Raw genomic sequence first — 20,120 nt, forward strand, 5'->3', positions numbered from 1 at the left:
ACCTGCTATGGAAACCAATGAAGTGAAACAAAACATAAAGCTGGGTGCCTTTGTACTCGGGGGCCTCCTCCTGTTCGTCATCATCCTGTTCTATATCGGAAGGGAGAACACCTTCTTCAACAAGACCTTCACCATCTCGGCGGTCTTCAAAAACATCGAGGGCCTGAAGGAAGGTGACAAAGTGTGGCTCTCCGGCGTGAAGATCGGAACGGTGAAACACGTGCAGATCGTTTCGGAAGGAAAGGTTATTGTAGCCCTCTCCTTACGCGACAAGCAAAACGAATTCATCAAAAAAGACGCCACCGCGTTCATCGGCTCCGACGGCCTGGTGGGCAACAAGATCGTGGTCATCCGCACGGGCAACGACAAACAGGTCATCCAGGACAACGACACCATCAATTCGCTTTCACCCACCGACACCCAGGAACTCATCAACATCGCCAAAGATGTGGGTTCCAATACACGCTCCCTCACCGAAGATTTGAAGGTCATCACGGCTAAACTAAAGAAAGGCGAGGGCATCGTCGGCGATTTACTGCAAGATGGCCCGCTTTCGAACGACATCCGTCAAGCTGTCGTGTCTTTGAAAAATGCCGGTGAAAATACCAACCGCGCTACGGCCGACCTGCAAGTGATGCTGAGTGAAATCAAGAATGGCGATGGCCTGGTCACGAAGCTCATCGAGGACACCACCTATGCGGTCACCTTCGAAAAGGCGCTCAACAACGTGGCCGAAGTGGGAAAGAACTCCAAGCAAATGTCGGAAGATCTGAAAGCGGTCATCGCCAAGATCAACAGCAACGACAACGCTATCGGCGTGCTGCTGGCCGACACCGCCTTTGCCAATAAACTCAGGGCCACATTAGGAAATGCCGAGTCGGCGTCAGTAAAGCTGGATGCGAACATGGAAGCATTGAAACACAACTTCCTGCTGCGAGGCTATTTCCGTAAACAAAAGAAAGCTGAAGAAAAAGCAAAGGCTGCTCAACTCAATCCGTAACGCACATCGCTATCCGCCCAGAACCTTCAGCGGACTTATGTTGGTCGTGTCCGGCTGACTGGCGCGCTGTATTTTGAGCTTGCGCTTATACAACGTTTCAAGAAAGGTTTCATTCGGTGGCGCCTTGGAAGTGTCGGCGGCAATCAGCGAATCGCGTTGCATGACCTTGCGCTTGATCTGCGCGACCAGCGTATCACTCAATTCATATAAGTCGCAATCCAACTCGCGTTGCAACACCGGCGGAAGGGTTTTGAACTTGGCGTCGGAAAGATTTTTGAATGCCGGATCCTGGTTGACGTGTTTCATAAAATAGCCCACCATCGGCAGGGCCGTGTTGGAGCCTTGGCCCAGTTCGGTATAGCGGAAGCGAATGCGTGGATCGTCGGCACCCACCCAGGTGCCCATCACCAGGTGCGGCGTCATGGCGATGAACCAGCCGTCGGCGTTGGATTGGGTTGTACCGGTTTTACCAGCCACATCGTTGTAGATCCCGTAACGCCAGCGAAGCCGTGAAGCCGTGCCCTCGTGCACCACGGTCTGCATCATGCGGGTAACCAGTTGTGCCGTCTCTTTCGACAAGGCCCGCTTGCCGGTGCCTTCGGGTTTAAAATCGGTATACACTTTTCCTTCCAGGTCGCGCACCCCCGTGATATAATACGGAAAATTCGCCACGCCTTCGTTGGCGATACACGAGTACGCCCCCGTCATCTCGATCAATGAAATAGAAGACGACCCCAGCGCGATCGAAGGCACATCGGGCATCTCGCTGTTGACACCCATCTTGCGCGCCAACGCAATGGTGTTGTCAACTCCCGCGAGTTGGATCAACTTCACGGCTACGGTATTGACCGAATAAGCCAACGCACCCCGCATAGTATACTCCACCTGGTAGTCGTTTTGGGAATTGCGCGGCGTCCACTTTTCACCTTCTTTATCGATGTAGGTCTGCTGACCAGCCGAAATCAAGTCGCACGGCGGCACACCCTTCTCGATGGCCATGGCATAGACAATGGGCTTGAATGTAGAACCGACCTGCCGCTTGGTGGAGGCCTTCACGTGGTCGTATTGAAAGAAGTCGTGTTCAATGCCACCGACCCAGGCTTTCACTTTTCCGGTCTCCGGTTCCATGGCCAGGAAACCGGCGTTGAGGTATTGCAAATGGTGCTTAATGGAGTCGATCGGGCTGATCTCTGCATCCTCTTCGCCTTTCCAGGTGAACACGCGCATGGGAATAGGCTTTTTCAGGATCTTCATGATCTCCTTTTCCGACAGGTCGCGCGACTTCAATTGGCGGTAGCGCGCCGAGCGATGGATGGCTTCGGTCACCACCTCTTCCTTGCCTTTCCAGGGTTTTTCTTTTCCCCAGTGATCGAAGAATTGTTTTTGCACATCGGCCATCTGCTGACTCACGGCCTTCTCGGCATAGTCCTGCAACTTCGAGTCGAGTGTGGTGTAGATCTTCAAGCCGTCGGTGTAGAGATTATAGGTGGAGCCGTCTTCCTTGGTGTTGTTCTTACACCACGTGAGCAATTCAGCTTTCAGATACTCCCGAAAATAAGGCGCCAGCCCCTGGTGGTGCGAGATCTTGTTGTACTTCAATTCAATAGGCAGCACCTGCAGCGAATCGGATTTGCGCTCCGTAATATAGTTGTACTTCACCATCTGGCTCAACACCACGTTGCGCCGGTTGAAAGCACGGTCGGGGTAGGTGCGCGGATTGTAATAGGTGGTGGCTTTTAACATACCCACCAGTACAGCGGCCTGGTCAAGGGTCAGATTTTTTGCCGTGGTGGAGTAGAAGCGTTGCGCGGCTGCCTGTATGCCAAAGGTATTGTCGGCAAATGGGATCGTGTTGAGATATAAGGTGATCAGTTCCTGTTTGGAATAGATGCCCTCCAAACGACGGGCGGTGATGGCTTCGCGCAATTTGTTGATCAGCATGGAAAGGATCCAATAGCGCTTTCGCGGATAGAGATTCTTCGAGAGCTGTTGTGTGATGGTGCTGCCGCCCCCCGAAGATTCGTCCTGTTGCAAAATGGATTTCACCAGCACGCGCCCTAGGCTGATAAAGTCCACCCCTTCGTGTTCATAAAAGCGCACGTCTTCCGTGGCGATGAGGGCGTCGAATACCATGGGAGAAATGTCAGCGTATTTAACTTCCGTGCGATCCTGGATATAGTATCGTCCCAGCAGCACGCTGTCGGCGCTATAGACTTCGGAGGCCTGTTGGTTTTGGATGTTACGGAGTTCTTTGTTGCTGGGGGTTTCGATCCACACGACCAGGAAAAGCAGGAACACAGCGCCAAACGGCGGACCCAAAATCAGGGTCCATTTGCGGGCGCGGGGATGGGTTCTGTAGTATTCGCGGACCCGCTCGTATTGTACGCGCAACACATGCAGCAGCGGCCGGGCTTTGCGTAGCCCCAGAATATAATAATAGCGAATACTGCGTCTGAGCTTCCTGAGTTGTTCTTCCATAGTCCGTTACACCACCAACCGGGGGCGGAAGATAGTGAGTGTCAAACTAGGGCGCAAATCGTGCCCTGCACCAAAAAGTTCCGTGTCCGGCAACCCGGAAAGGAAGCCGACGAAACTCTGAAAAAAGCAGTTTATAAGACAACACAAAAACAACTTTGAAAAGATGTAATTTGTCGCCGCCGGCATCGCTACACCCCGGTTTTTTGCATCGACCATGACCCCGACCGCCACGTTTATCGATCTCCAAAAGATCAAACAAAAAAAAGTCAGAAAATTCCTGACCGATAAAGGCATCACCACCACCGCTCAGTTTCCCATACTCATTCCCGTTTGCACGGACGCGTCCCGGTTGGCCACCTACCACCAACACGCCAAAACATTTTTGATACACCGGCGTTTGGCGGAAGTCTGGGAGATCTACAAAACCATCAGCCCCGAGGAAGCCTGGCGTGGCGAAATGGTGGGCTTCGGTTTGCAATACAATCGCTCAAAAGACAGGATAACGTATATGTACGATCCCTACGAAGGCATGGAAAAAGGCCAGGTCATCATCCTGAACCTGCGCCTCTTCGGCGGATTGTTCAACCTGGCCGTCGCGCATGAAGTGATGGAGGTGAACGATGAAGAACATTCCTTGAAGTTGTGTTATATGAAAGGCGGCGCTTCCGAAGGCTCTCAACACATCAGCTTAAAGGAAACACCGGAAGGGTTTACGGAAGTATTCCATCATACGTATTACAAAAGCGGTTCAAATTTTCGCGACACGCGTGTCTATCCGCCCTTGCACACCAAGGCGATCTCGGAATTTCATAACAATGTGAAACGGAAAGCCGAAAGCCTATGATCCCACGGTGGCGCGAGGCATCGAGGAGGTCCCATCCAGTTTTTGGATAGCTTTCTCCGCCCGCTCATACGCGAGCTTCTTTTTATAGATGAACCATTTCTCATCGTTCATCTTGCGCATGATATTGTCGGTGGTCCGTTGGACGGTGAGGTTATAGACGCCCCGCAATTTCATCTGCCAGCTATAGGCCATGGTGCGCACCGACAAACCAAAACCTCCTTCGAGATATTCGATGTGATGCCAATAGCCGCTGGGCATGAACAAGGTGTCGCCATGCTCGAGCACGGCCGATTGGCCTTTCACATAATTCAATCCGGGGTAGGCATCGTAGTCCGGGTGGTCTACATCTACGGTAGAGTGAACATTGAAAGGTAAGCGGTACAACAAAGTCGATTGATCGGGCGCAAACAGGATCACGCGCTTCCGGCCGTGAAACTGGGTGAGAAACACGTTGCTCATGTCGATGTCCTGGTGCATGCGCACGATGGATTTGGGTGGACCAAAGAACATGAACGGGATCTTGATATAGCCCCCGGCAATGGAAGGATATCCGAAATCTTTCAGCAACTCGGGTTTGTATTTGAAAACGGGAAAGAGGAACAACCGCAGATCGGTGGGCTCGCGTTCGATCAGGTTCAGGTATTCATCGAAACGCATCTTTGCGTTGGGCACTTGCAGGGTTTTGGAAATGTCTTCGGGGCGGTTGCCAAAAAGCCCCACTTCGATGTTGCCCATCGTCTTCTTGAAAAAGTCCATGGTCCACTTCGAGTATGCCGGATATTGTTTCCACAGGCCACGCAAGACCACCGGTTTTTGAGGGCGGTAATATTGGGCATAGAATTCTTCGCGGGTCATGGTGGAGCCGTCCACCACGGGAACAGGAGTCTGCACGTCTAAGGCCATATCCGGGATATTTGAGTCTTTGACAAAAATAACCCGATATTTTTAAATAAACACGGTAAATCCGGTCACAATGACGAGCCCTGGGATGAGTTGTTACATCCGGAGTTTTTTGAAACCGACATAGGCCTTGCAGTAATTGAGCACGATGGAGTAGTTCCGCATCACCTCCATGCCCACCGACGCAGAATCGTGCCACTGCGAATACACAATGCCCGCCTTGGGCGCCATGATCTCGAACGCCTCCACCAGCAGCCGGTCCGGATAGGCCTCGGTGCCCTCGATGTTGCCGTTCAGCCCCCGTCCCAAAACACCTTTCGTGTAGCCCGAGGGATATTTGGTCAGATCGGTCGTTTTCAACAAAAGCCCCAGCGACGAGCCGGTGTCGATCATCAGGTCGCACGATTGACCTTCCTGACCCGTAAAGAAGATGCGCGAGCTGATCACCGGCCGCGAATCGACCACGCGGATGGGAAGGCGCTCATACTCCGCCGGGATCTCGGCCCGTGCCGCCGGCCGGAAGGTAATGATGTGCTCTTCGGGGTTGAGCTCCACTTCGAACTTGATGAAAATGTCGTAGCCGATCACACCATGGACATTGTCGTATTCTATAAAAATATTCTGACGCGGAACCACCACTACCGGGATGCGCTCGCCGATCACCGCGTGGATCGACACTCTGTTGTTCAACGAAACACCACCCACCACCGGGTGGCCGGCGCCAAGGCCCGAGAATTTTACTTCCCTGCCCGGCTGGATGTCGAAGAGTTTTTGAAAGCGCTTGCCAAACAACACCAGGTTCCGGCAGCCGGTGTCGAGAATGAGATTCACTTTCACGGTGTCGTTTATGATCACGGGCAAGAGGATGAGCCCTTGAACAGTCTTATAGCGAAAAGTTACCTCGCGCACAGAATCCGGCATCGAGAAACCTACGTTGGCGAGTGTCGATTTGTTGCCGAGTATGGCGACTAAAAGCAACAAATTGAAAAAGGAAATTTTGATAAAGGCTTTCATGGAAGTAGCGTTTGCAATAGAAAAGCTACCTCTCCTCTACTTCGTGGGAAACACGCGTAAAGGCGGATATTTTATCACCCTCGAAACATCGCCCTGGTGAAACTGCTGAAGGGTTTCACGCGAAAGCGGTAGGCAAGTCGGTAAATATCAAACTAAACCTTCACGTCAATGACGGGATTTTTGATTGCTGACGATCAAAAAAAAATGCAAACGACTGGCGTTTGCATGTTTCTTGTGTCGATAGTGAACGGTTTGTGTACGCTTTACTTGTTGGCAGGCGTCGATTTTATCGATTCGGCAAGCTTCACGGCCTCGTAAGCATTGATGACACCACCGGTGATGCTCAAATTGTCGAGTGTCACCTCGTTGGCTGTGCCGGGTTGAGTAACTTTCAACGAAGCAAACTTGCGCGTCGACTGATCGATGATGGTCTTCACCTGGTTGGCCGTGAGGTCGGGATAATAAGAGAACAACAACGCGGCAACACCCACCACGGTGGGACACGCCATGCTGGTGCCTTGCAGATCTTCATAGCCGTTGTCGGGAATGGTGGAATAGATCTCGACACCGGGAGCAAATACATCTACCGTTTTTTTGCCATAGTTCGAAAAGTCGGCCACCAGGTTTTCGTTGGCTCCCCACGAGGAAGCGCCCACTTCGATCCAGGTTTTTGTTTGTCCGCCCTTTTGAAAGGTGCGGTTCGGAAAGTCGGGCTCCAGATCCAGGTTGTCGTTGTCATTGCCCGCGGCATGCACCAGCAAAACACCTTTGGATTCGGCATATTTCACCGCCGCATCCACGAGGTCTTTGTTGGGCGAGAATTTTTTGCCGAAACTCATGTTCACCACCTGCGCCCCGTTGTCGACAGCGTAGCGAATGGCGTTGGCAATGTCCTTATCCCGCTCGTCGCCGTTGGGCAATGCCCGCACCGACATGATGCGCACATTGTCGGCGATGCCCCGGATGCCGATATTATTTTTGCGATTGGCACCGATCACGCCGGCGATGTGTGTGCCATGCCGCGCATAGGGACCCGTCACATCGTTGTTGCCATAATATTTCTCGTGCACATTGTTGGGATCGTCGCCCACGATGTCGCGCGGGTTGTAGCTCATGTTGTAGCCGTAGTCAACGGCCGTGCCATAGTGGTCCACGCCTTCTTTCAACTGCTTCAGGTATCCATCCAGCTCGTTCAGAAAGGCGGTAACGGAAGTGCTATCGTCCGTTTCTTTCAACACGCGCAGCAACGTTTCCTTGGCGAAGCGGATGGTGTCATTTTTTGGCGCGATGGCAGTCAGCGACGTTTTGGTCAGTGTTTGTCCATCACCCTGCGCGCGCAGCAGGCTGTCGCAGAAACTCAACGTGCCAAAGGCATTGATATAGACCTGGTATTGTTGATTGTATTGATCGAACTGATCTTTGTTGAATTTGAAGTCGTGTTCATATTTTGCCTTTACCTTTTTATAGAGGGCATACTCGGCCTTATCTTTTTTGGCGATCTTATTTTCATCCGCGTGCTCGAAGCGGGGTTTGAGGCGGGCGTATTCACGGGTCACTTCGTAGGTATCCTTTTCTACATTACCATTCTTGCCACCGATAAAATTCCAGCCGTGCACATCGTCGATGTAGCCATTCTTGTCATCGTCGATGCCGTTTCCGGGGATTTCGTCTTCATTGGTCCAGATCACATCTTTAAGGTCTTCATGATTGATGTCGATACCAGTATCGATCACGGCCACCACGATGGTTTTGGATGGACGGCCACGCAACAACGTGTTGTAGGCTTTTTCCACACTGAGGCCCTGCAGGTGGTCGGTTTCGGGATCGCGTAAGAACCAATCCTTCGGCACCGTTGTCGTGTCCTGAATTTCGGGTGTGGGGTGTGTGGCCCAAACATCTCGTACATGGACCAAAACGATCAGAAAAATCAGGAAGCGGGTGGCGTTTTTCATCATAAAGACTTGATTTTCAATGGGCATGGGGCAAGTTAAGGAGGCAAAGTTTAAATTATAGAAACGTTATACGAACGGTTTTCCGGATGGAAAACACACAAAAGTCCTGCCGATCTTACCTTCGTGCCCCCTGCCTCAAGACCGCCAAGTCTACGCGTGCCCGATCAACCATATTTGTAACCACAACACCACCACTACGCTTATGATTGGAGTCTTTACAACATTTATACTTTTTTTCACCTTACTGCTGGGCTACGCGGACCATTACAACCGCACGCACGAGCCGTCGGCGAAAGAAGAAGAAAAATTCATGACTGGCGCTAGGTTGGGTCGGTCGTTTCCACGGGTTCTCGCAGGATGGTTCTAAGTTTCACTTCCGCCGTATTTCTGAAGTCAGAAAGATACACTTCCTGGTGCAGACCAGCTTTGGTAAGCTTGTGGTCCATTATAAACATCTGCATCCTCTCCAGTGTCTCGGGCTCGCGTGAAAACGACCCCGTGTGCAGCATCTGGACCACCGTTCTCTGTTTCATGTCGTGCAACCCCACCTCGTTTATCGTCACCACTTTCCTTTTTTGAAAGGCTTTCGCCGTTGCCTCCGCCACCCGGGCAGGTGTTATAAAATCGGGCATCCGGATCAATAGCCGGTAATACCACAAGTGACGCGGGATCTTCAAAGGTGCCTCCGCCATCGATACGCCACCAAAGGCCTCCTCATCAAACCACCACAATCCTTCCAGCTTCGGCACCACAAAATCGCGGTGATCGGCCTTGCTCAAAAATTTCACGCCATAGGCCACCGCATACAACGCCTCGATCTTTTTGCCAAATGCTTCCGACGACGGATCGCCCTGGCCGGAGATGGAGAGATAGGTGACCGGCTCGATCGTTGCCAGTTCGGGATGGGGTTTGGCCGTGTAGTAGGCCCGGTACTTCTTTGCCAGATCAAGTTTTTCCATGAAGATTATTTTTTATTGGATGAACAAAGAAGGGCCACGCAGTTGACAGCCGTATGTCAGTAGCGAAAAACGGGTTATATTTTTTAAAACCGATAACGCCTATCTTGAGCATCCTAAACCTAACCTGATCATGAAAGCCGTCCTTTGTATCGTACTCATCGCGGGCCTCTGCGCCGCCTGCAGCCGCAAGGAGATCTCCGCTGCCGAGTTGGAAAGCATCGTAAAGAAAAACAACACCCAATTGGGCCACTATTTTATGACGGCCAATGCCGATAGCCTCGCGTTGTTCTATGGCACAAACGCCACCCTCTGCCCCAACGGCGACGACTTTGTGAAAGGTCGCGACAACATTCGTCAATACTGGAAAGAAGACATGAAGACGAGTAAAACCCTGTCGATGGAAACCGAAACTATTTCGATCGCCGGCACACCGGAAGTGATCTATGAAACCGGCCGCACCCATTTCAAGATCCTTTATAACGACTCCACGTTCACCACCTCGGTCAAATATTGTAATGTTTGGCGCCAGCAACCCGACGGCAGCTACCGCCTGGAGGTAGACATCTGGAACCGGGATAAAACCCAGTAAATGGCCAGCCCAACCCTGAGACCATCCCAGGCCAGTGTGTAAAATTTTACACATTTTTCTGGGCAGGCGAGGAGCGTTTCACACGCCGATCGTGTTTGTGCAGATAGGATCGACCCACAGGAAAAGGGAAGTCTTCCGAAAAGGTTTGCAAGCGGCCCAGGGGAAATGCCCCAATCAGGCCGGTTTAGGCTGGTCGACAGCCGGAAACCTTCAAGGAAAAGCCAAAATGGCCACAACGCTTTTAGAATCATGACGTTTTGGCACAAGTCCCTGATCTGGTACAGAGGTTGATCTTATGGAATCAGGAAGGAGAAACACAACATGAAAAAAGAACAGTATTATGAGTTGCTTACTTCGGTAGACGTGATGAACACTTTGAACGGAGGCAGAACGGAGCCTGTGGTAAACATAAAGAAACACGATCAGTTCAGGGAGATGCGTGTCAAGGTTCCCGGTATCGATCCGGAGACCATTCAACTGGAAGTAAACGATAACACGGTGTCTGTATTCTATGTCCGCAATTTTGTTTCGTTCGACAAAGAAGTGCAATTGCCGCACACGGTCTACAATCAACCGCAACCCTATTTCATCGACGTCACCAACATCAATGCCCATGTAGAGGGAAGTGAGCTGGTCATTCAGCTTCCTTTCAACCGCCTGGCGCAAGGCTATCATAAGAACATTCCTACGCGCGAAGAGTGATCTTTCGTCGCATAAATGAAAAGGCCGGTGCATTTTGTTTGCACCGGCCTTTTTCTTTTTAGTCAGCTAAGCTTAAACCTTAACGTGTCCCCAGTTCTCGCCGGTTTTGATCCGGTGGATCTGCATGTCGGAAACCCTGTACTTTTTGGCAAGGGCCTTCAGTGTAGGCTGTTTCTTGGATTTGAACAGGGCTTGCTTGATCACTTTCACTTTGTCGGCCGTGAGTTTGGGGCCTTCGTCGGGGTTCATGCGCACCAGTACGTTGGGGTCTTTGAGTGCGTGTTTGATCTGATCCTCGTGTTTCACCCAGCGCAGGTTGCCCGATTTGTTATTCTCTTTTTTGTGGTCGACGTGGATAACGAAGTTGTAGAGTGTTCCGGGCTGTTTGCAAAAGTATTCCGCCACCAGACGATGGATGTAGTAATTCTGGCGTGTTTCCTCCCGGCCGATGGTGATGCTGGGATAACCTTGAGTAAGTCTGGGTTTGAGTGCATAGCCATCATCCAGCTTCTCCTTGAAGCTCACAATGCGTCCTTTGTCAGAAACGGCATACCGCTTGGTGGTCGTGCCTTTCTTTAGTTTCAATTCCTTCCAGGTTTCCCCCGCCAAGGACTTGAATTTGGGTTGTTTGGTTGTTTTCGCCATAGGTTTAAAATAGTAAGGGTTCAGATAGTTTTGGTATGAGTAAATGTAACTGCTCCTGGAGGGTAGGCAGCAGATTACGTCCTGCGCGATTGATGATCGCGCGGCCGTCCATTTCGGTAACCGGGGTCAATTCTCCCATGGTGCCGGTGGCAAAGACTTCGTCGGCGTTGTAGAATTCGGTAAGGGAGAGGTTGCGCTCTTGTAGCGGAAGCGCAAGGGAATGGCATATGTCTATCACAAGGCCTCGCGTGATACCGTGAAGGCATGCATCGGGGAACGGTGTAAATACTACTCCATCTTTTATCATAAAAAGATTGGTATCGTTAAGTTCTGCTACAAAGCCTTGAGGGTCCAGCATAACGGCAGCATCTACACCCGCTACATTGGCTTGAACCTTAGCGAGTATATTGTTTAACAAGTTATTATGATGAATCTTAGAATCCAAGAACTGCGGGTTGTTTCTGCGTTGCGAGGAGCTAATAACGCGAATACCCCGGGTGTTGTCATACACCAAGGGCTTCCACTCCGCAAGCACGATCAAACATGATCCTTTTGTGTTCAACCGCGGGTCCATGCCCGACGTTATCTTCTCACCCCGGGTCAACGTAAGACGGATATGGGTCTCGTCGCGCATGCCGTTGGCCTGCAACGTCTCGAAGATCGCACGCCGGATGTCGGCCTTGGATGGAATGTCGGTGAAGGCCAGCGCATGCGCCGAAGCATGCATCCGGTCCAGGTGATGATTCAAACAAAAGATGCCCCCGGCATATACCCGCAGTCCTTCCCACACGGCATCGCCACCCTGCACCACACTGTCGAACACCGACACTTTGGCCTCGTTGCGAGGCAATAACTTACCGCCAACATGCACCATGATGTTGGCATTACGGACATCGTATTTCTGTAGCATATTTTATTTTAACCGGCGCGCTATCGTTCCGCATCGTGCAAGAACGTCCATGCGTCAAGACACCTACTTATCTCCTACGACTTAACAGTTCACAACCGGATAGGTTCAACAACGGGCTCCGATGATAAAGTTAAAGATTAATTCCACTCCACGTCAAGGCTGTAACGAAAATGGTAACAGCATCGCGTAGTAGCGTTGGGCGGTGTCGTTCAGTGATTCCAGGGAGCGCGGCAACGGCCGGCTGCTGGTCGGCTGTTTCTCGAAGCCGGTAGAGCGGTGCACGTTGGCATACCAATGTGGCGCCCACACCCCGTCGTAAGACTTGGGTCCCGCGGGCCACTGTAGCATGGCCTCCTCAAACGGTAGGCCCACCCGCTTGCACAGCTGCTTTAGGATGGCCGTTGGATGCTCCACCACCCCAGCCGAATCCAACACCACCGGATCCTGCCCGTTGTCTTTTAAGCGTTTGAACAACGATGCCTGGTACTCGATGCCGATGTCGCGCAGGGTGGGGGCCTCGATCACCTGCGCATAGCTGGCAATGATCTGCCGCGGGTTTCGGATGAGAAACACGTTGGTGAGGCCGGCCAGCATCGCCTCGTCCATCAACTCCAGGTGATGGGCCATGTTCTTGATGAAGAGCACAGGCTTCTCCCATTCCTGATACAGCGTGGCATAGACTTCTTTGTAGTCCAGCGGCTGGGTCTTTAACACATCTTCCTTGCCGGGATGATACACGCCACTGGCATGAAGGTAGAACGCATAGAAGGGTTCGTCCAACACCGTGGTGTCGCTCCGTTGCGCGAAGGAGTACATGAGTGCTGTGGAAATGTTGCGGGGTCCCGAAATAAGATTGATGCGGATCATGCGGCAGGTCTTGGCTCTTACTAAAATACAACATTCCGGGGGAGAATGTTGCAGGTTTAGGGTGGAAGTTGAATAGGGAACAACGCTTTGAAAAAACCTGACCCGGCAAATTGGTCGGACCAAGGATCAGTGGAATTCGCCGAAGATCATGTAAAACGAAGATGCCTTTAGCGGATCGCAGCAATGCACTTCAGTTCGATGGCGATCGGCGTGGGTAACGCGTTCACCTCAACCGTTGTGCGACAAGGTTGATCGGTCTTGAAATATTGTGCATAGATCGCATTGAACACGGGGAAGTCCTGTTTCATGTTGGTCAGAAAAACCGTCACGTCCACCAGGTCTTCCCACCGCGCCCCGGCGTCCTCCAAGATAAATCGCACATTTTGAAACACGGCATGACATTGTTGTTCGATGTCGTAGCGCACGATGCGACGCTGATCGTCCAAGGTCACACCCGGGATTTCGGAAGAACCTCGCTTTCGCGGACCCACGCCCGAGAGGAACAACAGGTTGCCCACGCGGCGTGCGTGCGGATAGGCGCCAACCGGTTCGGGCGCTTGTGAAGATTGTATTTCACTCATACATTTTTATTGATGAACACCATACACGAGACTGCCCCAATAGCTTTGCCAATCGGCACCTTCCTGTGTGCTAGGCACCATCTTCACCACACTCACCATCCACATTCCCGGGTTGCTCACCCGCGTCTCCACGACGCCGTTCTTTTCGGTGTAGATGTTTTGAATGGTAGTGCGGCTGTCGAACCGGTTCCAGATGCGCACCTTCGCGCCAAACAAGGGCTTGCCGTTATACAATACTTTAAATCGGATCACATCCCCCTGCTTCAACGCATAAGGATTTTGCTCGGACACGATCTCCAGTGGAAAGCCGACGATCTTGCTAAACGTGTTGTCCGTTTTGTGACCCATCTGCACCAACAACTTGGTGTATCGCATAAAATATTCCTTGGACGGTTCGGTGAGCGTGTTAGTTTTCTTACGTTGGTCATACGCCTCATCCAGGCCGTCTTCTTTCAGATATTCGTTGAATTTGTCGGCTTCCATGCCGATGAACGTATTGTCGCTTTGCATCGCGAGCAAGTGTGTGCCTTCTTCCCGGATGCGGAGTGAAAGATTGTTCTTGGCACCCGGAGCGACACTGTCTCGTACACTTCGGGATTGGTTGAGGTGGTACAGGTCGAGGCGTTCGATCTTGTGTGTGGTCAGATCCCAGGGTTCTCCCGCGAAATTCTCACCCACTTTGAAGCTGACCACCAGGTGCTCGCCAGGTTTCAAAAAAAAGTTGACGGGCTGTAGCCAAAACTCATGGGCCTGTGCGAGGCCCGCAGCAATGATCAGCAACAAGAGAGAGGTGATTTTTTTTTGCATAAGCAGCGATCAGGCGTTCATCAGGTCTTCAATCTCTTCCACCTCGATGGGAATGTTCTTCATCAGGTCGAGCACACCGCGTTTCTGGATCACCACATTGTTCTCGATGCGTATGCCCAAGCCTTCTTCACGAATATAGATCCCAGGCTCCACGGTCCACACCTGTCCAACTTGCATGGCGTGATACATGTTGCCCACGTCATGTACGTCGAGCCCCAGTTGATGGCTGGTGCCGTGCATGAAGTATTTTGCAAATAAGGGTCTGTCGGCGGGCTGATTTTTTACATCTTTTTTGTCGAACAACTTTAAACCGATCAACTCGCTTTCCGTGATCTTCTGAACCTCCTTGTGATAGTCGTAATATTTCACACCCGGCGCCAGGATCTTCATGGCCTCACGTTGCACGCGGAGCACGGCCTTGTAGACCTCCTTCTGACGCTTCGTGAACTTGCCATTCACCGGAATGGCGCGGGTAAGGTCGGCGTTGTAGTTGGCATATTCGGCGCCCACGTCCAGCAACAGGATGTCGCCGTCCTGGCAGGGCTTGTCATTTTCAATATAATGCAGCACACACGAATTGGCGCCCGATGCGATGATGGGTTCGTAGGCAAACCCACGCGATCCGTTGCGCAGAAATTCATGGGCCCACTCGGCTTCGATCTCATATTCTTTTACTCCCGGCTTCACAAACTTGAGCACACGCCGGAAGCCTTGTTCGGTGATGTCGCATGCCCGTTGGAGCAGGTCGATCTCGGCATCCGACTTCACGCTGCGCAGGCCGTGCATGATCGGGGCCAGCCGTTCGTATTTGTGGAGGGGATATTTTTGTTGACAGGATTTTACAAACCGCATCTCCCGCGTTTCAATGGCGACATCGGCGCGATAGTGGTCGTTGGTGTTGAGGTAGACATGTTCTACATCGCCCATCACCATCATGGTATGAAAGAGGCGGGGAAACTCGGAGATCCACTGAACGGTTTCAACACCCGTGGCTTTGCGAGCTTCCTCTTTGGTGAGCTTGTGGCCTTCCCAGGTAGCGATCTGTTCGTTGGTTTCGCGGAGGAAAAGCACTTCGCGAAATTTTTTATCCGGGAAGCCCGGGCAAAGGACCAGGATGGTTTCTTCCTGGTCGACACCGGTGAGATAGAAGAGGTCGCTGTTTTGCCGGAAACGCATCGTGCCGTCGGAGTTGGTGGGGTTAATGTCGTTGGCGTTCACCACCACCACACTGTGTGACTTCAGTTCTTTGAGCAGCCGCTTGCGGTTGGCGACAAACAGTTCTTTGCCGATGCTTTTGTATCTCATAGCGAATCCTTATTTTTCAATGACGCAATTTAATTAAAACTCAATGAAGACAACCAGAATTTCAACGCTCCGGCAATCTGCCCGACATAAACCGTGGCCGGTAGGTGTGCTGCTCGGACTACTATTACTGACCACCCCAACCCTTGCACAGACCTATCAACCTACACCTGAGAACATGAAAAACCGCGAATGGTTTCAGGATGCCAAATTCGGTCTCTTCATCCATTGGGGTGTCTACAGCGTGCTGGGCGATGGCGAGTGGGTGATGAACCAGCAACAGATCCCCGTGAAGATCTACGAGAAGATTCCCACCTTTTTTAACCCGACCGACTTCGACCCGAAGGCCTGGGTGCAAATGGCCAAGGCCGCCGGCATGAAATACATCACCATCACCAGCAAGCACCACGATGGCTTTGCCATGTGGGACAGCAAGGTGTCGGACTATAACATCGTGAAACGCACACCCTATGGCAAAGACGTGCTGAAGATGCTGGCCGACGAATGTCACAAGGAGGGCATCAAGCTTTTCTTCTACCATTCCCAGCTCGACTGGCACAGCCCCGACTATTTTCCCCGCGGCTCCACGGGTGGAAGCTGGACCGGCCGTCCCGAAAGCGGCGACATGAACAAATACCTCGACTACATGGATGCCCAGCTTTCCGAACTGCTCACCGGCTATGGTGAAGTGGCCGGCATCTGGTTCGATGGCATGTGGGACAAGAAGAACGCCGACTGGCGTTTGCAAAAGACCTACTCACTCATTCATAAACTTCAGCCCGGAGCCCTGGTGGGCAGCAACCACCACGTGACGCCCTTTGACGGTGAAGATTTCCAGATGTTCGAGAAAGACCTACCGGGTCACAACACCACGGGCTTTTCGGGCGAGCAAACGGTGGGCGCGCTGCCGAAAGAAACCTGTGAGACCATCAACAATTCGTGGGGCTTTAATCTGAAGGACGATCATCACAAATCGAAAAAGGAATTGGTGCAATACCTGGTGAAGGCGGCAGGCTATGGCGCTAATTTTTTACTTAACGTGGGGCCTATGCCGAATGGGAAGATCCAACCCGAGCACATCGCTTCGCTGAAAGGTGTGGGAGAATGGCTCAACGTGAACGGCGAAACTATCTACGGCACCCGCGGCGGTCCGCTTACGGCCCGCGATTGGGGCGTCACCACTCAAAAAGGCAACAAAGTATACGTCCATCTCCTCAACTGGTTCGACGAATCCATCACCATCCCTTCCTGGGGCAAGAAAATAAAATCGGCTACGCTTTTCCCCGGCAAAACGCCAATAAAATTTCTGGAGAACGACTACGGCATCACCCTCAAAGTTCCCAAAGCAAGCCTCGACGAGATCGACACGATCATCGAACTGGAATTAAAATGATTAATGATAGGTGTGTATAAAAAAGGAGCAGAGAGCTAAACTCTCTGCTCCTTTTTTTGCTTCGCCCGCCGAAGCTTCAGCGAAGGAGAGCCTTTCTATGCCCGTCGGCTTTATGATTTCTTATCGATCGGCTCGTTCACCTGATCCGTGTTCACCCAATTCAGCAACACGAACGTCACCAGCAATCCCGAGAAAAAGCCTTCCAGCACCACGATGAACGCCGACATGTAGGGATTGAGGTAGCGTCCCATGGGTTCGTTTGCGACAATAGATGCCATCATGGAGCTGTCCAACTGCATGTAGATAAAAAGAAAGAGTCCGAATCCAAGCGACCCGATGCCCGCCGTGGCTACGCCCATGATGAGGCCGCGAAAATAATTCAAATGATCGGCGTGCTCATTCTTAAATTTCTTCAACGCAAGATAAACACCCAGTGAAAGAATGACCAGGTTCACCAACCGTAGCTCTACGTGATGGCTCAACCCGATAACTTTCATCAAAAGAAAATAAGCAATCAAACCGACGGCGATGCGCAGCCCATAATTTTCGGGAATGCGATTGGGATCTGTGAACAGGTTCATAGTTGTATCAGACGTTTGGTGTAGCCTAATTTTTGCATTTTTAGAGACATTTACAACGTTTTCGATAGTTATAAATTTGGTATCTTAACAACGCTAACCCATAAACCCAAATAACCGCATGAAAGCGCTCAAAATCATCGGCATCGTTGTGTTGGCCATCGTGGTCATCTTTGCGATTGCCGTGCTCGTGCAGCCTTCGCAAGCGCACATTGAAAAATCCATTGTGATCAACGCACCGGCGTCTTCCGTTTTTCCGGAGGTGAGCCGGTTCAAGAATTTTACCGCCTGGTCGCCCTGGTCGAAGATGGACCCAGAGGTGAAACAAACTTTTGAAGGCGAGGAGGGAACCGTCGGCGCAAAAATGATGTGGGACGGCCCCAAGACCGGCAAAGGCTCGCAGGAAATCGAAACCATAGAAGAAAACAAGTCCGTGAAATGCGCACTTCGGTTCGACGGCTATGACGGCGTTTTCTACAGCTCGTTCATCCTGGAACCCGAAGGTGAAAACACCAAAGTGACATGGACCTACGACGGCGCCAACAAAGGCTTTGGCGGCAAGGCGATGTGGATGTTGATGGGAAGCATGATGAAAGATCAATACGACGAAGGATTGATGGATCTCAAAAAACTCGTGGAAGAAAAACCCAAACCGGAGCCCGTCCCCGCAGATTCGACAGCTGTGAACCAATAAACAACCATCATGGTAAAGAAGATCCTCATTGTAGTAGGCATTTTGGTGGTGTTGATCATCATCGTGGGCTTCATGCAACCCCACACCACCACGCTATCGCGCCAAAAACTGATCAAGGGCCAGCCGGAGGAGGTGTTTGCAGAAGTGAATGACCTCCGCCAGTGGCCGGCGTGGTCGTGGTGGATGAAAAATGATCCCACGATGAAGATCACGTTCGGCGAGCCCACCACCGGATTGAATGCATCCTACGCCTGGACCAGCGACGATGGCAACGGATCGTTGAGCATTATTGAAAGCGATCCGGGCAAGTCACTGAAAACCGCCATCCACTTCACCGATTTTGGAACGGCCTACGGAACGTATACCTTCGCACCCGCCGGCGACAGCACGCGCGTGACCATGGAGTTTTCGTTCGAGAACGGAATGAATCCCCTCATTCGCCTCATGAGCGCCTTCATGATAAAACCGGAGGTGGATGCAGCCTTTGAATACGAGCTCTCCACCCTCAAAACGATCATTGAAGGGAAGCCTGCTGCTACGCCATCAAAGTAAACCACGATAAACCCCGACATGACGTTCGACGAATTCCACGCCACCCTAACCCACAACGCACCCCCTGCCGGCCTTCACAAATTAGTGGAAGCTCTCTGGTATGACGCCAACAACCAATGGGACAGGGCCCACGACATCGCCCAGGATGTGCACACCGATGAAGGCTCGTGGGTGCACGCCTATCTCCACCGGAAAGAGGGCGACCAGGGCAATGCGTTGTATTGGTACAGGCTGGCGCACCGGCCCGCCAGCCAGAAGAGTTTGAAGGAGGAGTGGAGGGAAATCGTCACCGCGTTGCTTCGCTAGTTTTCGTGTGGCCGGGATCGCACCGTCTGTTTTTTCCATAACTCCAATTCCGCACGGCGCTGGGCCAGCTCCGCTTCGCTGGGCATATAGTTGATCAGACTTTTCAGGTCCGGTTGACCGGCGTCCACCCAGGCCGTGAACCAGAGGTCGCCCACCATTTTGATGGCGTCGCGCATACGTTGCTCGACCATGCCCTGCAGTGCGCGGTGATAGGCCGCCGCAAATGCCGGCGCGTATACCTTTACCGTTTGACGGCCCTTGGTTTCGAACGTGTATTTTTTGTCGGCCATCTTTTCCGAGAGCTTCTTTTCTTCCTCCAGCACCTGTTTCAGGTGACGATGCGAATCTTTCACGGCGCTCCAGGCTGCCTGTTGCGGGTTGGCGATGTATTCGGCCTTGCCCACGAAGAAGTCGTAGCGATCGGAAAACAATTCCGGTAGACGCGACTCCCAGAATCCATGAATGCCCTCCTGGCCGGTGAGCTGGCCGTTGTAGTTTTCGGTGGTATGCAGCGGCACATGCGCATCGGCCACATAGTGCCCCAGTTCGGCCGACACTTTCAGGATGCGGGCGGGATCGCGCAATTGAAAGGCATCCCGGAGGGAGCGATACATGCGCGTGATGTGCCAGGGCACGATGCCATACGCCTGCAGCGTGTCTTCAGAATATTTTTCAACCGCTGCGGCCCAGCTTTGTGGCATTCTAAAAAAAACGCTGTCGCCGTAGTGGTCAAGGTCGATGTAATGGCGGGGTGCTTCTTCTTTCACGGAATAGCGTCGCCGGTCGGGGTTTACGGCCGCTTCTACGATATAGTGCAGGTTGGCCTTATAGAATCCGATCATTTCGGGGGGCAGGGTGAACACGGCCAGGCGGTTGATGCGCTCGTGCCCAAAAAAGCCCCAATTTGAAAAAAGAACAAGACAAGCCGCCAGCGCGGCGGAGAGAACGATCCGCTTCATAACAATCAACGGTTTTGGATGAAAAAAACGAGGGACCCTTTGGTACACCCAATCTAAACAATGGCCACCCGAAAATAAAAACAGCGCC

21 protein-coding genes are annotated in these 20,120 nt (G+C 52.0%); 8 read left to right on the forward strand and 13 right to left on the reverse strand.

The window, feature by feature from the left end; translation table 11 throughout:
• Positions 1 to 7: 7 nt before the first annotated feature.
• Positions 8 to 1,000: an MlaD family protein gene (locus tag BUB30_RS30820; protein ID WP_073142261.1), complete on the forward strand. Its 993-nt coding sequence runs from the start codon at positions 8 to 10 to the stop codon at positions 998 to 1,000.
• 9 nt (positions 1,001 to 1,009) lie between these two features.
• Here BUB30_RS30820 and BUB30_RS30825 read toward each other — a convergent pair whose 3' ends face one another.
• Positions 1,010 to 3,478 carry a penicillin-binding protein 1A gene (locus BUB30_RS30825; protein WP_073142263.1) on the reverse strand — a complete coding sequence of 823 codons (2,469 nt, stop codon included), beginning with the start codon at positions 3,476 to 3,478 and terminating at the stop codon, positions 1,010 to 1,012.
• A 214-nt stretch (positions 3,479 to 3,692) separates the two neighbouring features.
• Here BUB30_RS30825 and BUB30_RS30835 point away from each other — a divergent pair, with 214 nt between their 5' ends.
• Positions 3,693 to 4,322 carry a hypothetical protein gene (locus BUB30_RS30835; RefSeq protein WP_073142267.1) on the forward strand — a complete coding sequence of 210 codons (630 nt, stop codon included), beginning with the start codon at positions 3,693 to 3,695 and terminating at the stop codon, positions 4,320 to 4,322.
• On the opposite strand, the gene BUB30_RS30840 is transcribed toward BUB30_RS30835, so the two are convergent.
• The 4 genes from BUB30_RS30840 to BUB30_RS30855 form a co-directional block, all read right to left on the reverse strand.
• Positions 4,317 to 5,225, reverse strand: coding sequence for a cupin-like domain-containing protein (locus tag BUB30_RS30840; protein ID WP_073142269.1), 909 nt, complete (start codon positions 5,223 to 5,225; stop codon positions 4,317 to 4,319). The two genes, BUB30_RS30835 and BUB30_RS30840, sit on opposite strands and share 6 nt — an antisense overlap.
• Before the next feature lie 93 nt (positions 5,226 to 5,318).
• Entirely contained in the window at positions 5,319 to 6,236 is a 918-nt protein-coding gene (locus BUB30_RS30845) for an aspartyl protease family protein (protein ID WP_073142270.1), read from the reverse strand.
• 263 nt (positions 6,237 to 6,499) lie between these two features.
• Entirely contained in the window at positions 6,500 to 8,191 is a 1,692-nt protein-coding gene (locus BUB30_RS30850; protein ID WP_245804203.1) for a S8 family peptidase, read from the reverse strand.
• Between the two features lie 317 nt (positions 8,192 to 8,508).
• On the reverse strand, positions 8,509 to 9,147 hold the full coding sequence (locus tag BUB30_RS30855; RefSeq protein ID WP_073142272.1) for a GyrI-like domain-containing protein: 639 nt from the start codon (positions 9,145 to 9,147) through the stop codon (positions 8,509 to 8,511).
• Positions 9,148 to 9,277: 130 nt separating this feature from the next.
• Between BUB30_RS30855 and BUB30_RS30860 the strand changes: the two genes are divergently transcribed.
• Positions 9,278 to 9,736 carry a YybH family protein gene (locus BUB30_RS30860; protein ID WP_073142275.1) on the forward strand — a complete coding sequence of 153 codons (459 nt, stop codon included), beginning with the start codon at positions 9,278 to 9,280 and terminating at the stop codon, positions 9,734 to 9,736.
• A gap of 321 nt (positions 9,737 to 10,057) precedes the next feature.
• Positions 10,058 to 10,438 carry an Hsp20/alpha crystallin family protein gene (locus BUB30_RS30865; protein ID WP_073142277.1) on the forward strand — a complete coding sequence of 127 codons (381 nt, stop codon included), beginning with the start codon at positions 10,058 to 10,060 and terminating at the stop codon, positions 10,436 to 10,438.
• A 72-nt stretch (positions 10,439 to 10,510) separates the two neighbouring features.
• Here the strand turns inward: BUB30_RS30865 and BUB30_RS30870 are convergent, their stop codons facing one another.
• From BUB30_RS30870 to BUB30_RS30895, 6 genes are all read right to left on the reverse strand, one after another.
• Entirely contained in the window at positions 10,511 to 11,083 is a 573-nt protein-coding gene (locus tag BUB30_RS30870; protein ID WP_073142279.1) for an NUMOD4 domain-containing protein, read from the reverse strand.
• 4 nt (positions 11,084 to 11,087) lie between these two features.
• The gene (locus tag BUB30_RS30875) at positions 11,088 to 11,957 is read right to left on the reverse strand and encodes an aminotransferase class IV (RefSeq protein ID WP_245804204.1); all 870 of its coding nucleotides are present in this window, start codon (positions 11,955 to 11,957) and stop codon (positions 11,088 to 11,090) included.
• A gap of 189 nt (positions 11,958 to 12,146) precedes the next feature.
• Entirely contained in the window at positions 12,147 to 12,860 is a 714-nt protein-coding gene (locus BUB30_RS30880; protein WP_073142282.1) for a sulfotransferase-like domain-containing protein, read from the reverse strand.
• A gap of 167 nt (positions 12,861 to 13,027) precedes the next feature.
• Complete coding sequence (locus BUB30_RS30885; protein ID WP_073142284.1) at positions 13,028 to 13,441, reverse strand: RidA family protein; 414 nt, start codon at positions 13,439 to 13,441, stop codon at positions 13,028 to 13,030.
• A 6-nt stretch (positions 13,442 to 13,447) separates the two neighbouring features.
• Positions 13,448 to 14,248: a DUF4198 domain-containing protein gene (locus tag BUB30_RS30890; RefSeq protein WP_073142286.1), complete on the reverse strand. Its 801-nt coding sequence runs from the start codon at positions 14,246 to 14,248 to the stop codon at positions 13,448 to 13,450.
• A gap of 9 nt (positions 14,249 to 14,257) precedes the next feature.
• Positions 14,258 to 15,553, reverse strand: coding sequence for an aminopeptidase P family protein (locus tag BUB30_RS30895; RefSeq protein ID WP_073142288.1), 1,296 nt, complete (start codon positions 15,551 to 15,553; stop codon positions 14,258 to 14,260).
• A gap of 43 nt (positions 15,554 to 15,596) precedes the next feature.
• On the opposite strand from BUB30_RS30895, the gene BUB30_RS30900 reads away from it, so the two are divergent.
• On the forward strand, positions 15,597 to 16,943 hold the full coding sequence (locus BUB30_RS30900) for an alpha-L-fucosidase (RefSeq protein WP_084138486.1): 1,347 nt from the start codon (positions 15,597 to 15,599) through the stop codon (positions 16,941 to 16,943).
• 110 nt (positions 16,944 to 17,053) lie between these two features.
• Here the strand turns inward: BUB30_RS30900 and BUB30_RS30905 are convergent, their stop codons facing one another.
• Positions 17,054 to 17,524: a DUF4199 domain-containing protein gene (locus tag BUB30_RS30905; protein ID WP_073142290.1), complete on the reverse strand. Its 471-nt coding sequence runs from the start codon at positions 17,522 to 17,524 to the stop codon at positions 17,054 to 17,056.
• 118 nt (positions 17,525 to 17,642) lie between these two features.
• Here BUB30_RS30905 and BUB30_RS30910 point away from each other — a divergent pair, with 118 nt between their 5' ends.
• The 3 genes from BUB30_RS30910 to BUB30_RS30920 are packed head-to-tail and all read left to right on the forward strand — an operon-like array spanning position 17,643 to position 19,073.
• Positions 17,643 to 18,215 carry an SRPBCC family protein gene (locus tag BUB30_RS30910; RefSeq protein ID WP_084138487.1) on the forward strand — a complete coding sequence of 191 codons (573 nt, stop codon included), beginning with the start codon at positions 17,643 to 17,645 and terminating at the stop codon, positions 18,213 to 18,215.
• 9 nt (positions 18,216 to 18,224) lie between these two features.
• Positions 18,225 to 18,767 carry an SRPBCC family protein gene (locus BUB30_RS30915; RefSeq protein WP_073142292.1) on the forward strand — a complete coding sequence of 181 codons (543 nt, stop codon included), beginning with the start codon at positions 18,225 to 18,227 and terminating at the stop codon, positions 18,765 to 18,767.
• Positions 18,768 to 18,785: 18 nt separating this feature from the next.
• Positions 18,786 to 19,073 carry a hypothetical protein gene (locus tag BUB30_RS30920; RefSeq protein ID WP_073142294.1) on the forward strand — a complete coding sequence of 96 codons (288 nt, stop codon included), beginning with the start codon at positions 18,786 to 18,788 and terminating at the stop codon, positions 19,071 to 19,073.
• Here BUB30_RS30920 and BUB30_RS30925 read toward each other — a convergent pair.
• Complete coding sequence (locus tag BUB30_RS30925) at positions 19,070 to 20,032, reverse strand: zinc dependent phospholipase C family protein (RefSeq protein ID WP_073142297.1); 963 nt, start codon at positions 20,030 to 20,032, stop codon at positions 19,070 to 19,072. The genes BUB30_RS30920 and BUB30_RS30925 overlap by 4 nt on opposite strands.
• Positions 20,033 to 20,120: the final 88 nt, after the last annotated feature.

This window comes from Chryseolinea serpens (assembly GCF_900129725.1).
Classification (GTDB): Bacteria; Bacteroidota; Bacteroidia; order Cytophagales; family Cyclobacteriaceae; genus Chryseolinea; species Chryseolinea serpens.

Excerpts from the sequence above, each read along its gene's own strand:
- BUB30_RS30835 (WP_073142267.1), top strand. The coding sequence starts at position 3,693 with ATGACCCCGACCGCCACGTTTATCGATCTCCAAAAGATCAAACAAAAA.
- BUB30_RS30885 (WP_073142284.1), bottom strand. The coding sequence starts at position 13,441 with ATGAGTGAAATACAATCTTCACAAGCGCCCGAACCGGTTGGCGCCTAT.
- BUB30_RS30850 (WP_245804203.1), bottom strand. The coding sequence starts at position 8,191 with ATGATGAAAAACGCCACCCGCTTCCTGATTTTTCTGATCGTTTTGGTC.
- BUB30_RS30895 (WP_073142288.1), bottom strand. The coding sequence starts at position 15,553 with ATGAGATACAAAAGCATCGGCAAAGAACTGTTTGTCGCCAACCGCAAG.
- BUB30_RS30925 (WP_073142297.1), bottom strand. The coding sequence starts at position 20,032 with ATGAAGCGGATCGTTCTCTCCGCCGCGCTGGCGGCTTGTCTTGTTCTT.
- BUB30_RS30880 (WP_073142282.1), bottom strand. The coding sequence starts at position 12,860 with ATGATCCGCATCAATCTTATTTCGGGACCCCGCAACATTTCCACAGCA.
- BUB30_RS30890 (WP_073142286.1), bottom strand. The coding sequence starts at position 14,248 with ATGCAAAAAAAAATCACCTCTCTCTTGTTGCTGATCATTGCTGCGGGC.
- BUB30_RS30905 (WP_073142290.1), bottom strand. The coding sequence starts at position 17,524 with ATGAACCTGTTCACAGATCCCAATCGCATTCCCGAAAATTATGGGCTG.
- BUB30_RS30920 (WP_073142294.1), top strand. The coding sequence starts at position 18,786 with ATGACGTTCGACGAATTCCACGCCACCCTAACCCACAACGCACCCCCT.
- BUB30_RS30865 (WP_073142277.1), top strand. The coding sequence starts at position 10,058 with ATGAAAAAAGAACAGTATTATGAGTTGCTTACTTCGGTAGACGTGATG.
- BUB30_RS30910 (WP_084138487.1), top strand. The coding sequence starts at position 17,643 with ATGAAAGCGCTCAAAATCATCGGCATCGTTGTGTTGGCCATCGTGGTC.
- BUB30_RS30915 (WP_073142292.1), top strand. The coding sequence starts at position 18,225 with ATGGTAAAGAAGATCCTCATTGTAGTAGGCATTTTGGTGGTGTTGATC.
- BUB30_RS30820 (WP_073142261.1), top strand. The coding sequence starts at position 8 with ATGGAAACCAATGAAGTGAAACAAAACATAAAGCTGGGTGCCTTTGTA.
- BUB30_RS30900 (WP_084138486.1), top strand. The coding sequence starts at position 15,597 with ATGAAGACAACCAGAATTTCAACGCTCCGGCAATCTGCCCGACATAAA.
- BUB30_RS30825 (WP_073142263.1), bottom strand. The coding sequence starts at position 3,478 with ATGGAAGAACAACTCAGGAAGCTCAGACGCAGTATTCGCTATTATTAT.
- BUB30_RS30845 (WP_073142270.1), bottom strand. The coding sequence starts at position 6,236 with ATGAAAGCCTTTATCAAAATTTCCTTTTTCAATTTGTTGCTTTTAGTC.
- BUB30_RS30875 (WP_245804204.1), bottom strand. The coding sequence starts at position 11,957 with ATGGTGCATGTTGGCGGTAAGTTATTGCCTCGCAACGAGGCCAAAGTG.
- BUB30_RS30860 (WP_073142275.1), top strand. The coding sequence starts at position 9,278 with ATGAAAGCCGTCCTTTGTATCGTACTCATCGCGGGCCTCTGCGCCGCC.
- BUB30_RS30870 (WP_073142279.1), bottom strand. The coding sequence starts at position 11,083 with ATGGCGAAAACAACCAAACAACCCAAATTCAAGTCCTTGGCGGGGGAA.
- BUB30_RS30840 (WP_073142269.1), bottom strand. The coding sequence starts at position 5,225 with ATGGCCTTAGACGTGCAGACTCCTGTTCCCGTGGTGGACGGCTCCACC.
- BUB30_RS30855 (WP_073142272.1), bottom strand. The coding sequence starts at position 9,147 with ATGGAAAAACTTGATCTGGCAAAGAAGTACCGGGCCTACTACACGGCC.